Below are 13,598 nucleotides of genomic sequence, written 5' to 3'. Positions count from 1 at the left end.
GTGACGGCGGTGCCGGTGGTGGTGACGGCGGTGCCGGTGGTGGTGACGGCGGTGCCGGTGGTGGCGACGGCGGTGCCGGTGGTGGCGAGGGCCCCATCGAGGAGCCCACCACCCCGGCCGGCGGCGGTGACGGCACCACCCCGGACAGCGGCAACGGCGCCTCCCCGCAGGACCAGGGCTCCTCCGCCCTCATCGACACCGGCGACGACGTCTCGGGCACCTCGGCCCAGGGCAACGGCAAGGAGCTCGCCGAGACCGGTGCCGCCGAGACCACCTTCCTGCTGATCGGCGCCGCCACGATGATCGCCGGCGGTATCGGCTTCCGGGTGCTGCCGCGCCTGGCGGCCGGCCGCGGCGCCGCCGCCTGACGGTGTCCGCACGCGTACGCACCGTACGCATGAGGTGATGTGAAGGGCCCGGAGCGCAACCGCGCTCCGGGCCCTTCGCTACGTTCCGTACCCGTACGTCAGGCGGTCTGGTGGGCGAGCAGCGCCACCGCCGCGACCAGCACCGCCAGCAGGGCGATCAGCATCATGGGGTTCAGCCCCGCGAAGAAGTTCCCCTGCTGCAGCCGCTCGCGGTTCGCGCGGCACACCGGGCACCGGCCCTCGCTCACGGGTGCGGCGCAGTTCGCGCACACCAGCCGGTCGTACGTCATGCGCTCGCCCTCCTCGCACCTGTTCCAGATGACATAACGCCCGCCACCCCGCGAACGTTCCCCTCCCACTGTGCCAGGTTCCCGCGGGGGCCGCGCGGGTGCCGCCCACACCCGGCACCGGCACAAAAGGACGCAAGTCCCGCACAACCCCTACCGGTGCCTGCGCTCGCCCACCCGGTTCGCGTATGGTCACGCTCATCTACCCCCGGCTACCCGTGGTGCATCCGTGATCCGATTCGACAACGTGTCCAAGGTCTACCCCAAGCAGAACCGCCCCGCGCTCAGGGACGTCACCCTGGAAGTGGAGAAGGGCGAGTTCGTGTTTCTCGTGGGGTCCTCCGGCTCCGGAAAGTCCACCTTCCTGCGGCTGATCCTCCGCGAGGAGCGGGCCAGCCACGGACAGGTGCACGTTCTGGGCAAGGACCTCGCCCGCGTCTCCAACTGGAAGGTGCCGCAGATCCGGCGCCAGCTGGGGACCGTTTTCCAGGATTTCCGTCTGCTGCCGAACAAGACGGTCGCCGAGAACGTCGCCTTCGCGCAGGAGGTGATCGGCAAGTCGCGCGGTGAGATCCGCAAGTCCGTGCCGCAGGTGCTCGACCTCGTCGGGCTCGGCGGCAAGGAGGAGCGGATGCCCGGCGAGCTCTCCGGCGGTGAGCAGCAGCGCGTCGCCATCGCGCGGGCCTTCGTCAACCGGCCCAAGCTGCTCATCTGCGACGAGCCCACCGGCAACCTCGACCCGCAGACCTCCGTCGGCATCATGAAGCTGCTCGACCGGATCAACCGGACGGGCACCACCGTGGTGATGGCGACGCACGACCAGAACATCGTGGACCAGATGCGCAAGCGCGTCATCGAGCTGGAGAAGGGCCGTCTCGTCCGCGACCAGGCACGCGGCGTCTACGGCTACCAGCACTGACGCTCCACGGAAAGGCTTGATCAGACGCCATGCGCGCCCAGTTCGTCCTGTCGGAGATCGGCGTCGGTCTCCGCCGCAACCTGACGATGACCTTCGCCGTCGTCGTCTCCGTCGCCCTGTCGCTCGCCCTGTTCGGTGGTTCGCTCCTGATGAACGACCAGGTGAACACCATGAAGGGCTACTGGTACGACAAGGTCAACGTCTCCATCTTCCTGTGCAACAAGAGTGACGCCGAGTCCGATCCCAACTGCGCCCGGGGGGCGGTGACCGACGACCAGAAGGGCCAGATCAAGACCGACCTGGAGAAGATGTCGGTCGTCGACTCGGTGACGTACGAGTCGCAGGACGAGGCGTACAAGCACTACAAGGAGCAGTTCGGCGACTCCCCGCTGGCCAGCTCCCTGACGCCGGACCAGATGCAGGAGTCGTACCGCATCAAGCTGAAGGACCCGGAGAAGTACCAGGTCATCGCGACCGCCTTCGACGGCCGGGACGGCGTGCAGTCGGTGCAGGACCAGAAGGGCATCCTGGACAACCTCTTCGGGCTGCTGGAAGGCATGAACATCGCCGCCCTCGCGATGATGGCGCTCATGCTGGTCGTCGCCCTGATGCTGATCGTGAACACGGTGCGCGTCTCCGCGTTCAGCCGCCGCCGCGAGACCGGCATCATGCGGCTGGTCGGCGCCTCCGGCTTCTACATCCAGACGCCGTTCATCATGGAGGCCGCCGTCGCCGGACTCATCGGCGGCATCCTCGCGTGCGGGTTCCTGGTGGTCGGGCGGTACTTCATCATCGACCACGGACTGGCCCTGTCGGAGAAGCTGAACCTGATCAACTTCATCGGCTGGGACGCCGTGCTGACGAAGCTTCCGCTGATCCTCGCGACCAGTCTGCTGATGCCCGCGTTGGCCGCGTTCTTCGCGCTGCGCAAGTATCTGAAGGTGTGATTCTTGCCAAAAGGGGCGCACGGTCAACCGGCCGTGCGCCTCTTCGCGTTGTCCTAGACTCACCGGCATGTCAGGTCCTGCCCTGTTCTGTCAGCCCCACCGCATCCGCCGTGGGGCCGCGCTGACCTTGGTGTTCGCGAGCGTGCTCGTCGCCGGCGCGGCCACGGGCAACCTCCCCGGAGCCGGCGGCGGGACCACGGCGGAGGGCGCCCCCGTGGCCGCTCCCGCCGGCCACGGCACGGACGTCGCCCGGGCGGCCGAGGAGGCCGCCGCCGATGGCGCCTCCCCCATGGAGGCCGCCCAGCGCGCCGTCAGCCGCAGCGGGGACCGCTGGGCCGCCGTCTACTCCCCGGGCGAGTACGAGGAGTTCGAGGAGGCCCTGGACGGCCGGTACACCGGCGTCGGCCTGTGGGCCCGCGAGCGGGCGGGCCGTATCGAGGTGACGAGGGTGGGCGACGGCACGCCCGCCGCCGACGCCGGGATCCGCGCGGGTGACCGGCTGCGCAGCGTCGACGGCGAGAAGGTCGACGGCCGGCCCGTCACGGAGGTCGTCTCCTTACTGCGCGGCGGGACCACCGGCGCGTCCGCGGGCACCACCGTCCGCCTCGGCCTGGAACGCGGCACGCGCGTGTGGAGCGAGACCCTGCGCCGGGTCAGGCTGTCCCGGGACACCGTCACCGTCAGCGAACTCGCCTCCCGGGTGACCGTCGTCAAGGTCACCGCCTTCACCAAGGGCTCGGGCGACGAGGTCCGCGCCGCCGTGCGGCGGGCCCCGGCCGGCGCCGGCATCGTCCTCGACCTGCGGGGCAACTCCGGCGGACTGGTCGCCGAGGCGGTCACCGCCGCCTCCGCCTTCCTCGACGGCGGCCTGGTCGCCACGTACGACGTCGAGGGCGAGCAGCGCGCCCTGCACGCCGAGCCCGGCGGCGACACCACCAGACCCCTGGTCACGCTCGTCGACGGCGGGACGATGAGCGCGGCCGAGCTCCTCACCGGCGCCCTGCAGGACCGCGGACGGGCGGTCGTCGTGGGCTCCCGCACCTTCGGCAAGGGATCGGTCCAGATGCCGACCCCGCTGCCCGACGGCTCCGTCGCCGAGCTGACCGTGGGCCACTACCGCACCCCCTCCGGCCGGGGTGTCGACGGCCACGGCATCACCCCCGACCTGGAGGCCGACGCGGAGGCGCTCCAGCGCGCCGAGACGGTCCTCAGCGGACTCGGCCGCCGGCCCGCGGTCGGTTAATCGGTTTCCCGCGGGCCCCCTCCGTAGTGCGAAAATGGGCGGCACTATGGCTAAGGAAAAAGGGCGCAAGCTGATCGCGCAGAACAAGAAGGCGCGGCACGACTACCTCGTCATCGACACCTACGAGGCGGGTCTGGTCCTCACCGGCACCGAGGTGAAGTCCCTCCGCCAGGGCCGGGCGTCGCTGGTGGACGGCTTCGTCCAGCTCGACGGCAACGAGGCGTGGCTGCACAACGTGCACGTGCCGGAGTACAGCCAGGGCACCTGGACCAACCACAGCGCGCGGCGCAAGCGCAAGCTGCTGCTGCACCGGGAGGAGATCGACAAGCTGGAGTCCAAGTCCCAGGAGACGGGCCACACCATCGTGCCGCTCGCCCTGTACTTCAAGGACGGCCGCGCGAAGGTGGAGATCGCGCTGGCCAAGGGCAAGAAGGAGTACGACAAGCGGCAGACGCTCCGGGAGAAGCAGGACCGGCGCGAGACCGAGCGGGCGATCTCCGCGGTCCGCCGGAAGCAGCGCGCGTAGGCCCCCGCGGAGCGCCGGGGAATACGCTGGCACCGACCCGCGTTGGTCACGTACGATGGCGACAGCACCTCACAGCGGGTGCGGGCCCCTTCGGGGGAGCTTGAAAAATCAACATGGGGATGATCGGTTTCGACAGCGGCTGTCGAAGCAGGGGAAGCGTGTCGAGGAAGCGGCCATGATCTCGTAAACCACAGGCCGAAAAAAATAATCGCCAATTCCAAGCGATCCATCTCCCAGGGCGAGCTCGCCCTCGCTGCCTGATCTTCAGGTAGCGAGCAGCGGCTCCCCTACTTAAGGGAGTGTCAGCCCGGGGGTGTTCCCGACCCGGATCCTGGCATCAGCTAGGGAACTAAACCTTGATCCCGGTCACGGGGTGAAGAGGGAAACCACACAGTGACTGGGCCCGTCGGAGACTTGTCGGCGTGATCTCCGGGGCCGAGAAAAGCACAGCCGACTGCACACGGAGAAGCCCTGGTTCCGCACCGTTGGACGCGGGTTCGATTCCCGCCATCTCCACTCATCCCATGTGGGCAAAGGCCCCGTCGCTTCCGGCGACGGGGCCTTTGCCGTGCGGTCCGGAGAAGGCCGGGGGGCTGAGGCCGGGGGGCCGAGGGGGGCCCGGGGAGGTCGAGGGAGGGCCGGGGCCGGACCCGGTCGTCACGCCCCGCGCGGCGCCGTGCTCGCCCGTTCCGTCAGCCGGGGCGGCAGCAGGGTGGCCCCCGGTACGGGGACACCGGACAGCTTCCGTACGAGCAGGCGCACCGCGCGGGCGCCCAGTTCCGCCGACGGTACGGCGACCGAGGTGACCGGGGTGCGGGCCGACGCGGCGACGGGGGACGGGCAGACGGCGGTCAGGGACAGATCGCCGGGGACGCTCAGCCCCAGCTGTCCGAAGGCGTCGAGCAGCGGGTCGAGAAGCGGTTCGTTGTGCACCACCACCCCCGTCGGCGCGGGCAGTTCGCGCACCAGCCGCTCGGCGAGCGCGCGGGCGGCGCCCCGGCCGGTCCCGCACGGATGCACGGCCGAGGTGAGCCGGTGCCGGTCGGCCGCCGCGGTGAAGCCCTCCACCAGCCGCTGTGCGTACGCGGTCCGCCGCACGTACACCTCCGGCGGCGAGCCGACCAGCGCCACCACCCGGTGCCCGAGCCGCGCCAGATGGTCCACGCACAGCTCACCGGCCGCCCGGAAGTCCAGGTCGACGCAGGTGAGCCCGTCCGGTTCGGCGGGCACGCCGATCAGCACGGACGGCAGGGCCCCCGAGCGCAGCAGCGGCAGCCGGGGGTCCTGGAGCTGTACGTCCATCACGATCACCCCGTCCGCCAGCCGGGTGTCCGCGACACGCCCGATGCCCTCCTCGCCCTCGCCCTGGGTGAGCAGCAGCACGTCGTGGTCGTGGGCGCGGGCCGCGGTGACCACCGACACCGCAACCTGCGTCACCACCGGCACGTGGACGCCGGAGCGCATCGGGACCGCCAGGGCCAGCACCTTCGACCTGCGGCCGGCCGGGCCCCGGCCGCCGTCCGCGCGGTAGCCCAGTTCGCGGACGGCCGCCTGGACCCGGAGCCGGGTCGCGTCGGAGATCGGGCGCTTGCCGCTGAGCGCGTACGAGACGGTGCTGGGGGAGACCCCGGCGCGCCGGGCCACATCCGTGATCTTCACCATCGGGGGTCCTCGTCTGCACGGTCCGTGGGGTGCGGAAAGCGTTCTCGAAGCGCTTCGACGGGTGAAGGTACGTGCGCGCCCTGTGGCCGTCAATGGGTCGGGAGCGAATCGGTGAAGCGGTTCGACGACCCGAACGGGACAAGGGTGCAGAGGGACACGAGGAGGGCGATCGCGGCCGCCGCCACCGGCACGCCGTACCCGGCCGCCGCCGAGACGTGCTCCACCGTCCAGCCGCCCGTCGCGCTGCCGCAGGCGATCCCGCCGAGCAGACCGGTCACCGCGAGCGTCATGCCCTCGTTCAGCCGGTCCGCGGGCGTGCACCGCTGGACCAGGGTCATGGTGGTGACCATGGTGGGCGCGGTCGCCATCCCGGCGACCAGCAGCGCCCCCGCCAGCAGCACCAGCGAGCCGGTGAGCCCGGTCGCGAGCAGCGGCAGGGTCATCAGCGCGGCCATCGCGGCCAGGCACCACGGCAGCCGGGACCGGGCGGGCCCCGCCGGCCGCACCGCCCCGTACAGCAGCCCCGCCGCACAGGAACCGGCCGCCTGGAGCGCGAGCACGGCGCCGGACGCCGCGCGGTGCCCCCGCTCGTCCGCGAACGCGAGGGTCACCACCTCCAGCGAGCCGAACACCGCGCCCGTCGCGAGACAGACCGCCAGCAGCGGCCGCATGCCGGGCGACCGCAGCGGCGACCGCGCGGAGGAACGCCGTGCGGCCGGCGGTTCGGTCGACCGCTGGGCGGTGAACAGCAGGACGCCCGCCAGCAGCAGCACGGCGCCCGTGAGCGTGCCCGCCTCCGGGAAGAACGTCCCGCACAGGAAGGCCGCGAGCACCGGGCCGAGCATGAAGCACAGTTCGTCCGCGGCCTGTTCGAAGGAGTTCGCGGTGTGCAGGGCCTCGGCGTCCCCCTTCAGCAGGTGCGCCCAGCGCGCCCGCGACATCCCGCCGGTGTTGGGGGTGGTGGCGGTGGCGGCGTAGGAGGCGAACAGGGTCCAGTCCGGGGCGCCGTGACGCACGCAGAGCAGCAGCGCGAGGGAGCCGAGCACGGCGAACACCGTGGCCGGCAGGGCGACACGGGCCTGCCCGTACCGGTCCACCAGGCGCGCGGTCCACGGGGCGACCACCGCCGTCGCCGCCAGGCCCGTCGCGGTGACGGCGCCGGCCAGCGCGTACGAACCCCGCGTCCCGGCGATCATCACGACCGCGCTCACGCCGAACATGCCCATCGGCAGCCGTGCGACGAGGTTGCCGGCCGTGAACGCACGGGCGCCGGGCAGCGCGAGGAGGCGGCGGTACGGGCCCTTTGGGCGGGGCCCGCTCCGTTTGCGCGGGCCGAAGTCGACGGCGACCAGGGTGTCGGCGGTGACCGTGAGCAGGGGAGTGTCCCGGGAAGGGGAGGTCGGTCGGGGCATGGCACCACCGTCGCCCGCGCTCACTCGCCCGGTCCAACACCTTTCCGGCGCCGATCGACGCACCCGTGTTGTAGGTTCGCGCCATGTCCGCCCCCGCCCACCTCGACCCCCGCCTGCTGCGCGCCTTCGTGACCGTCGCCGAGGAACTGCACTTCACCCGGGCCGCCGCCCGCCTCCACGTCGCCCAGCAGGCGCTCAGCAGGGACGTGCGGCGGCTGGAACGGGAGCTGGGCAGCGAGCTGTTCGTGCGGACCACCCGCCGGGTGACGCTCACCACGGACGGCGAACGCCTGCTGCCGTACGCCCGCGCGGTGCTCCAGGCGCAGGACGACCTGCTCGCCGCCGCCGGACAGGCCCGGCCCCTGCTGGTGGACCTCAACTCGCCGGGCCTCGGGACCCCCCGCCGGGTACTGCGCCGCGCCCGCGAACTCGCCCCCGGACACGAGCTGATGGCCCGCTACGAGAGCGGGCTGACCGGGGCCGCGGGGGAGCTGCTCACGGGGCGGCTCGACGCGTCGTTCGGACGGTTCGCGGGCCTCGCCCCCGCGCTGCGGGCCGGGCTCGACCAGCAGCCCGTGCGCCACGAGCCGATGGCGGTCGTCCTGCCCGAGGACCACCCGCTGGCCGCTCTGCCCGAGGTGCCGCTCGCCGCGCTCGCCGGCGAGACGGTCTACGCCGGGGCCGGCAACCCCCGCACGCCGGAGTGGACGGACCTCGCGCGGTCGCTGTTCGAGGGCCGGGGGATCGCGCTCGCGCCGCCCGCACCGCTGGCCGTCGGGGAGGAGGAGTTCCAGCGGATCATGGCCAGGACGCGTCACCCGATCCTCGCCGTGGTCGATTTTCCGCCACTGCCCTCGACGGTGCTGCGCCCGCTGGTGGAACCGGTTCCGCTGTCCCCCGTGTCCCTGGTGTGGCGGAAGGGTCTGGTTCATCCCGCTCTGGATGCTCTTCGGCGAGCGGCGGCCGTCGTCGCCGCCGAGGAGGGCTGGCTGCGGAGGCCGCCCGAAGGATGGTTGCCCGACCGGGATATTGTCGTGATGGCGGCCCGGTGATGTCTTACCACTGAAACGAACGACTGCCCTGGGAACACAGGCCTTCCACGTACGCTACATTCGGTGCCCGAGCACGGTGTGATAGACGGGGCGCTCGGAGCGGGTGGGGGCCTGCTCCGCCGGCGAGTGCTCGGGTCGTACGCGCGCCGGAAGTGTCCTCTGGGGGGAAGTGCGTGCGCGTGGAAAAGTGGCGAGAAGACGCCCAACCGGGACGGCCCGAGGGAGCGTCGGCGTTCAGGAGGAACGCCGAGGACGAGGACCTGCGTGAGACGGGGGTCCTCCCCCTGGGCGAGAAGCCCGCCGGACCCGGCGCGGAGGCGCGCGGGGCCGGCTTCGGCGCCGGCTCCCTCGGGGACCGCCGGACCCGTCTCGGAGTCTCCCCCGGTGACGACAGGACCCAGGTGCTGCCCGACGCCGCCCACCGCGCGGGGCCCCCCGCCCGGCCCGGGCCGGGCGACGGCGGCACCCGCGCCCCCGCGGCTCCGGGCCGGACGGCACCGTCCGGCAGCCCGGCGGACGGTCCCTGGGACACCGAGCGCACCACCGCCCTGCGCATCCCCCGCCAGCCGGGCGGCGCCCCCGGCGCCAGGACGGCGGGAGCCCCCTCCCGGACGGGCGGAGCACGCCCCTCGGACGATCTCGGAGCGGCCGGTCCCGCGCCGGCCCACGGATACCCGTCGTCCGAGTCCGGGACGGCCGTCCTCCCGTCGGTCCCCGGAGGTTCGCCGTCGGGCCCCGGGACTGCCGTCCTCCCCCCGGTTTCCGCAGGCCCGCCGTCGGGCCCCGGCGCCCCGGCCGCGTTCCTGCGCCCCTCCTCGGGCCCCGACGCCCCGACGACCTCCCGCGTTCCGGTCCGCGACCCCTGGCGGGAGGAGGCCGACGGCTCAGCCGCGGCCGCCCACGACCCGCACGAGGTGACGGTCCAGCTCGACTCGGTGCAGATCGGGGAGGGCCTCGAACTGCGCCGGGCGCCGGGCCGGGCGGCCCGCGCGCAGGACGCCGCCGGGCCCGTGTTCGTCGACGAGTCCGGCCGCCGTGTCCGGCTCTACCGCCGTATCGGCCTGGCCGTCGGCGTCGCCTGCGCCGGCTACGCCGTCGTCATGGTCGCCACGCTGCTGTCCGGCAACTCCGACGCCCCCTGGATGCCCGTCCCCGGTCAGGAGGACAAGCCCGCAGGCCAGGTCGAGACGACACCGCAGCCCGAGGAGACCGGCGCCGCACCCGGCTCCGGCACCAGCCCCGCCCCGGACGACACGCCGACCACCGGCGCTCCCACGCTGCCCGCGCCCGGCGCCACCGCTCCCGCGGCGGGTGGCGGTGCCGGCACCGCGGACCAGCCGGAGGCCGCCGACCCGACACCGGCGGCGACCGGGCGGAACACCACCGAACCGGCCGCCGAGGCCACCACCACGCCTCCGGACGACACCGTGAGCACGGCGCCCGCCGTCCCGCCGGTGTCCGAGGAACCCGATCCCGCGACGACCGCCCCCACCGGCGGTGAGGCCGGGGGCCCCGACGATCTCGCCGGCGCCCCCGCCGACCAGCCGGTCGTCGCCGCCGACGGCTCCGCCGCTCAGCAGGAGCCGTCCACCACCCCCGCCGCACCGTCCCCGGAGAACGTCCTCTGATGGCATCCCGCTCCGCCCGCCGCAGGGCCGCCCGCCGGCCACGCGGCGGCTCCCCGCGCCGCCGCGTGCCCTTGCGCCTGCTGCTCCCCCTGCTCGTCCTCGTCGCCCTGGCGGCCATGCTCATGCTGCGCGGCTACGTGCACAGCGAGATCCTCGCCGACCACCGCGTCCAGAAGCCCGCCCCCACCACGCAGGTGCCCGAGGAGATCCTGGAGGGCGGCCCGGTCATCGACGCCCGCGCCGGGCAGATCCAGAGCCTGAGCGTGCCCGACCGCCGCCTCGTCCTCACCTTCGACGACGGCCCGGACCCGACCTGGACGCCGAAGGTGCTCGACGTGCTGAAGAAGCACGACGCGCACGCGGTCTTCTTCGTCACCGGCACCATGGCCTCCCGCTACCCGGACCTCGTCCAGCGCATGGTCGACGAGGGCCACGAGATCGGCTTGCACACCTTCAACCACCCCGACCTCGCACTCCAGTCCACGAAGCGCATCGACTGGGAGCTGTCGCAGAACCAGCTGGCGATCACCGGCGCGGCCGGCATCCGCACCTCCCTCTTCCGCCCGCCGTACTCCTCGTACGCCGAAGCCATGGACAACGAGACCTGGCCGGTCGCCCAGTACATCGGCAGCCGCGGCTACCTCACCGTCGTCAACAACACCGACAGCGAGGACTGGAAGCGGCCCGGCGTCGACGAGATCATCCGCCGCGCCACGCCCGAGGGCGGCAAGGGCGCCATCGTCCTGATGCACGACTCCGGCGGCGACCGCAGCCAGACCGTCGAGGCGCTCGACAGGTTCCTGCCCGGCCTGAAGGAGAAGGGCTACGAGTTCGACAACCTGACCGAGGCCCTGGACGCGCCCAGCGCGCACAGCCCGGTCACCGGCGCCGAACTCTGGAAGGGCAAGGCGTGGATCTTCCTGGTCCAGGCCTCCGAGCACGTCACCGGCGTCCTGGTGGTCGGCCTCGCGGTCATCGGGACCCTGGTCATCGGCCGCTTCGTGCTGATGCTGCTCCTCGCCGGCGTCCACGCCCGCCGCGTCCGCCGCGGGAACTTCCGCTGGGGCCCGCCGGTCACCGAACCGGTGACGGTGCTGGTGCCGGCGTACAACGAGGCCAAGTGCATCGAGAACACCGTCAACTCCCTGATGGCGAGCGAGCACCCGATCGAGGTCCTCGTCATCGACGACGGCTCCACCGACGGCACCGCCCGCATCGTCGAGGCGATGGGCCTGCCCAACGTACGGGTCATCCGCCAGCTCAACGCGGGCAAGCCGGCCGCGCTCAACCGGGGCCTGGCCAACGCCCGGTACGACATCGTCGTGATGATGGACGGCGACACCGTCTTCGAGCCGTCCACCGTCCGCGAACTCGTCCAGCCCTTCGGCGACCCCAGGGTCGGCGCGGTGGCGGGCAACGCCAAGGTCGGCAACAAGGACAGCCTCATCGGCGCCTGGCAGCACATCGAGTACGTGATGGGCTTCAACCTGGACCGCCGGATGTACGACATCCTCGGCTGCATGCCGACCATCCCCGGCGCGGTCGGCGCCTTCCGCCGCTCCGCCCTGGAGCCCATCGGCGGCATGAGCGACGACACCCTCGCCGAGGACACCGACGTCACCATGGCGCTGCACCGCGCCGGCTGGCGCGTGGTCTACGCCGAGAACGCCCGCGCCTGGACCGAGGCCCCTGAGTCCGTCCAGCAGCTGTGGTCGCAGCGCTACCGCTGGTCGTACGGCACCATGCAGGCCATCTGGAAGCACCGCCGCGCGGTGATCGACAAGGGCCCCTCGGGCCGCTTCGGCCGAGTCGGCCTGCCCTTCGTCTCCCTGTTCATGATCGTGGCCCCGCTGCTGGCCCCGCTGATCGACGTCTTCCTGCTCTACGGCGTCGTCTTCGGCCCCACCGAGAAGACGATCGTGGCGTGGCTGGGCGTCCTCGCCATCCAGGCGGTCTGCGCGGCCTTCGCCTTCCGCCTCGACCGTGAACGCATGACCCACCTGATCTCGCTGCCGCTGCAGCAGATCCTCTACCGCCAGCTCATGTACGTCGTGCTGCTCCAGTCCTGGATCACCGCGCTCACCGGCGGCCGCCTGCGCTGGCAGAAGCTGCGGCGCACCGGCGTGGTCGAGGCGCCCGTCGCCGGAGCGGTGCCGGGCCAGCGCGCCCCGCACAGCGATGATCGGAGGCCCGTGGCATGACCCACGGATACACGACCGGCACGGGTACGAGCCCGGAGCCGGCGGGCCCGTACGGAACGCCGTACCCGGAGGGTGCGGGCACGGCCCCGGAGACGCCGTACACGCTCCCGCAGCAGCGCGCGGGCGAGCCGGCGCCCGAGCCCGAGCCGACGCCCAGGAAGCCGGGCCGGGACCGGTACCTGGACCTGCTGCGCTCCATCGCCCTGGTCCGCGTCGTGGTGTACCACCTCTTCGGCTGGGCCTGGCTGACGGTGCTGTTCCCGTCGATGGGCGTGATGTTCGCGCTGGCGGGCTCGCTGATGGCGCGTTCGCTGAAGCGCCCGGCGCTGGGTGTGATCCGCAGCCGCGTCCGGCGCCTGCTGCCGCCCCTGTGGGCGTTCTCCGCGGTCGTGCTGGCGATGATGTTCGTCAACGGCTGGAACCCCGCCGAGGACCCGGACCACGGTGACACCTGGGGCCTGATCGGGCTGTTCAACTACGTCGTCCCGATCGGCGCCCCGCCCTACCCCTGGCACGTCGGCTCCCCGTCGGGACTGCTGGAGGACACCTGGGCGGTGCAGGCCGCGGGTGTCCTGTGGTACCTGCGCGCCTACCTCTGGTTCGTCCTCGCGTCGCCGCTGCTGCTGTGGCTGTTCCGCAAGGCCCCCTGGCCGACGCTGCTCGCGCCGCTCGGTCTGACGGCGGTCGTCGGCACGGGCGTGGTGACCATCCCCGGTGAGACGGGCAACGCGGTCACCGACTTCGCGGTCTACGGCAGCTGCTGGGTGCTGGGCTTCGCCCACCACGAGGGCCTGCTGAAGCAGATCCCCCGGTACCTCTCCGTCTCCTGCGCGTCCCTGGTGATGGCCTTCGGCCTGTGGTGGGCCTCGAACCACCTCGGCCCCGACGGCTGGGACCTCAACGACATCCCGCTGGCCCAGGCCACCTGGTCGTTCGGCTTCGTCGTGATCCTGCTCCAGTACTCCCCGTCCTGGCAGGAACTTCCCGGCCGGCTGGCCAAGTGGGACAAGCTGGTGACCCTCTCCAACAACCGCGCGGTCACCATCTACCTGTGGCACAACCTGCTGATCATGACGACGGTCCCGATCATCGACCTGGCCTATCGGCTCCCCTTCATGCAGAGCGAGCGGGCGACGGGCGCCCTGGACAGCGCCTACACGCTCTGGATGTTCGCCCTCGTCTGGCCGCTCATCGGCCTGATGGTCCTCGCGGTCGGCTGGGTCGAGGACCTCGCGGCGAAGCGCAGGCCACGCCTGTGGCCGAACGGAGGCAAGGGCGAGCGCCCCCGGCCGAGCGGTGGGGCGCGCCGGGGCTGACGCCACGGTTGCCCGGGCCACCGGGGTCGGACGGTGG

Annotated in this window: 12 protein-coding genes and 1 other RNA gene; 10 read left to right on the top strand and 3 right to left on the bottom strand. The window is 72.6% G+C overall.

The genetic code is table 11. The features are described 5' to 3' along the window. Window positions 1-368 (top strand): LPXTG cell wall anchor domain-containing protein (locus tag KYY02_RS06715; RefSeq protein WP_371236538.1); only part of this gene is annotated, 368 nt, incomplete at its 5' end. Between the two features lie 98 nt (window positions 369-466). Here KYY02_RS06715 and KYY02_RS06710 read toward each other — a convergent pair. After that, on the bottom strand, window positions 467-658 hold the full coding sequence (locus KYY02_RS06710; RefSeq protein WP_371236537.1) for a hypothetical protein: 192 nt from the start codon (window positions 656-658) through the stop codon (window positions 467-469). Between the two features lie 226 nt (window positions 659-884). Between KYY02_RS06710 and ftsE the strand changes: the two genes are divergently transcribed. The 5 genes from ftsE (at window position 885) to ssrA (ending at window position 4,809) form a co-directional block, all read left to right on the top strand. Then, window positions 885-1,574 (top strand): cell division ATP-binding protein FtsE, encoded by a 690-nt coding sequence (gene ftsE / locus KYY02_RS06705; RefSeq protein WP_371236535.1) that lies wholly within the window; start codon window positions 885-887, stop codon window positions 1,572-1,574. Window positions 1,575-1,603: 29 nt separating this feature from the next. After that, window positions 1,604-2,521 carry a permease-like cell division protein FtsX gene (gene ftsX, locus KYY02_RS06700; RefSeq protein ID WP_371236533.1) on the top strand — a complete coding sequence of 306 codons (918 nt, stop codon included), beginning with the start codon at window positions 1,604-1,606 and terminating at the stop codon, window positions 2,519-2,521. Window positions 2,522-2,588: 67 nt separating this feature from the next. After that, the gene (locus KYY02_RS06695) at window positions 2,589-3,764 is read left to right on the top strand and encodes a S41 family peptidase (protein WP_371236531.1); all 1,176 of its coding nucleotides are present in this window, start codon (window positions 2,589-2,591) and stop codon (window positions 3,762-3,764) included. A gap of 46 nt (window positions 3,765-3,810) precedes the next feature. After that, on the top strand, window positions 3,811-4,290 hold the full coding sequence (smpB, locus tag KYY02_RS06690; RefSeq protein ID WP_030868512.1) for an SsrA-binding protein SmpB: 480 nt from the start codon (window positions 3,811-3,813) through the stop codon (window positions 4,288-4,290). A gap of 115 nt (window positions 4,291-4,405) precedes the next feature. Continuing rightward, window positions 4,406-4,809: a transfer-messenger RNA gene (gene ssrA, locus KYY02_RS06685) on the top strand. A gap of 138 nt (window positions 4,810-4,947) precedes the next feature. Here the strand turns inward: ssrA and KYY02_RS06680 are convergent. Both KYY02_RS06680 and KYY02_RS06675 read right to left on the bottom strand, forming a co-directional pair. Continuing rightward, window positions 4,948-5,952 (bottom strand): LacI family DNA-binding transcriptional regulator, encoded by a 1,005-nt coding sequence (locus KYY02_RS06680; RefSeq protein WP_371236530.1) that lies wholly within the window; start codon window positions 5,950-5,952, stop codon window positions 4,948-4,950. An 89-nt stretch (window positions 5,953-6,041) separates the two neighbouring features. Continuing rightward, window positions 6,042-7,364 (bottom strand): MFS transporter, encoded by a 1,323-nt coding sequence (locus KYY02_RS06675; RefSeq protein WP_371236529.1) that lies wholly within the window; start codon window positions 7,362-7,364, stop codon window positions 6,042-6,044. Window positions 7,365-7,447: 83 nt separating this feature from the next. Between KYY02_RS06675 and KYY02_RS06670 the strand changes: the two genes are divergently transcribed. The 4 genes from KYY02_RS06670 (at window position 7,448) to KYY02_RS06655 (ending at window position 13,561) form a co-directional block, all read left to right on the top strand. After that, entirely contained in the window at window positions 7,448-8,416 is a 969-nt protein-coding gene (locus KYY02_RS06670) for a LysR family transcriptional regulator (RefSeq protein ID WP_371236528.1), read from the top strand. A 179-nt stretch (window positions 8,417-8,595) separates the two neighbouring features. Then, a complete protein-coding gene (locus tag KYY02_RS06665) occupies window positions 8,596-10,044 on the top strand; it encodes a hypothetical protein (RefSeq protein ID WP_371236527.1) in 1,449 nt (482 codons plus the stop codon). Next, window positions 10,044-12,245, top strand: a complete 2,202-nt coding sequence (locus KYY02_RS06660) for a bifunctional polysaccharide deacetylase/glycosyltransferase family 2 protein (RefSeq protein WP_371236526.1) — start codon at window positions 10,044-10,046, stop codon at window positions 12,243-12,245. The genes KYY02_RS06665 and KYY02_RS06660 overlap by 1 nt, the downstream gene beginning before the upstream one ends. Further along, window positions 12,242-13,561, top strand: coding sequence for an acyltransferase family protein (locus KYY02_RS06655; RefSeq protein WP_371236525.1), 1,320 nt, complete (start codon window positions 12,242-12,244; stop codon window positions 13,559-13,561). The genes KYY02_RS06660 and KYY02_RS06655 overlap by 4 nt, the downstream gene beginning before the upstream one ends. Window positions 13,562-13,598 lie beyond the last annotated feature (37 nt).

Origin of the sequence: Streptomyces pimonensis (assembly GCF_041380215.1) — a bacterium.
Taxonomy (GTDB): domain Bacteria; phylum Actinomycetota; class Actinomycetes; order Streptomycetales; family Streptomycetaceae; genus Streptomyces; species Streptomyces pimonensis.
This window is presented reverse-complemented; position numbering and strand designations above follow the sequence as displayed.

Excerpts from the sequence above, each read along its gene's own strand:
- KYY02_RS06710 (WP_371236537.1), bottom strand. The coding sequence starts at position 658 with ATGACGTACGACCGGCTGGTGTGCGCGAACTGCGCCGCACCCGTGAGC.
- ftsX (WP_371236533.1), top strand. The coding sequence starts at position 1,604 with ATGCGCGCCCAGTTCGTCCTGTCGGAGATCGGCGTCGGTCTCCGCCGC.
- KYY02_RS06695 (WP_371236531.1), top strand. The coding sequence starts at position 2,589 with ATGTCAGGTCCTGCCCTGTTCTGTCAGCCCCACCGCATCCGCCGTGGG.
- smpB (WP_030868512.1), top strand. The coding sequence starts at position 3,811 with ATGGCTAAGGAAAAAGGGCGCAAGCTGATCGCGCAGAACAAGAAGGCG.
- KYY02_RS06680 (WP_371236530.1), bottom strand. The coding sequence starts at position 5,952 with ATGGTGAAGATCACGGATGTGGCCCGGCGCGCCGGGGTCTCCCCCAGC.
- KYY02_RS06675 (WP_371236529.1), bottom strand. The coding sequence starts at position 7,364 with ATGCCCCGACCGACCTCCCCTTCCCGGGACACTCCCCTGCTCACGGTC.
- KYY02_RS06670 (WP_371236528.1), top strand. The coding sequence starts at position 7,448 with ATGTCCGCCCCCGCCCACCTCGACCCCCGCCTGCTGCGCGCCTTCGTG.
- KYY02_RS06660 (WP_371236526.1), top strand. The coding sequence starts at position 10,044 with ATGGCATCCCGCTCCGCCCGCCGCAGGGCCGCCCGCCGGCCACGCGGC.
- KYY02_RS06655 (WP_371236525.1), top strand. The coding sequence starts at position 12,242 with ATGACCCACGGATACACGACCGGCACGGGTACGAGCCCGGAGCCGGCG.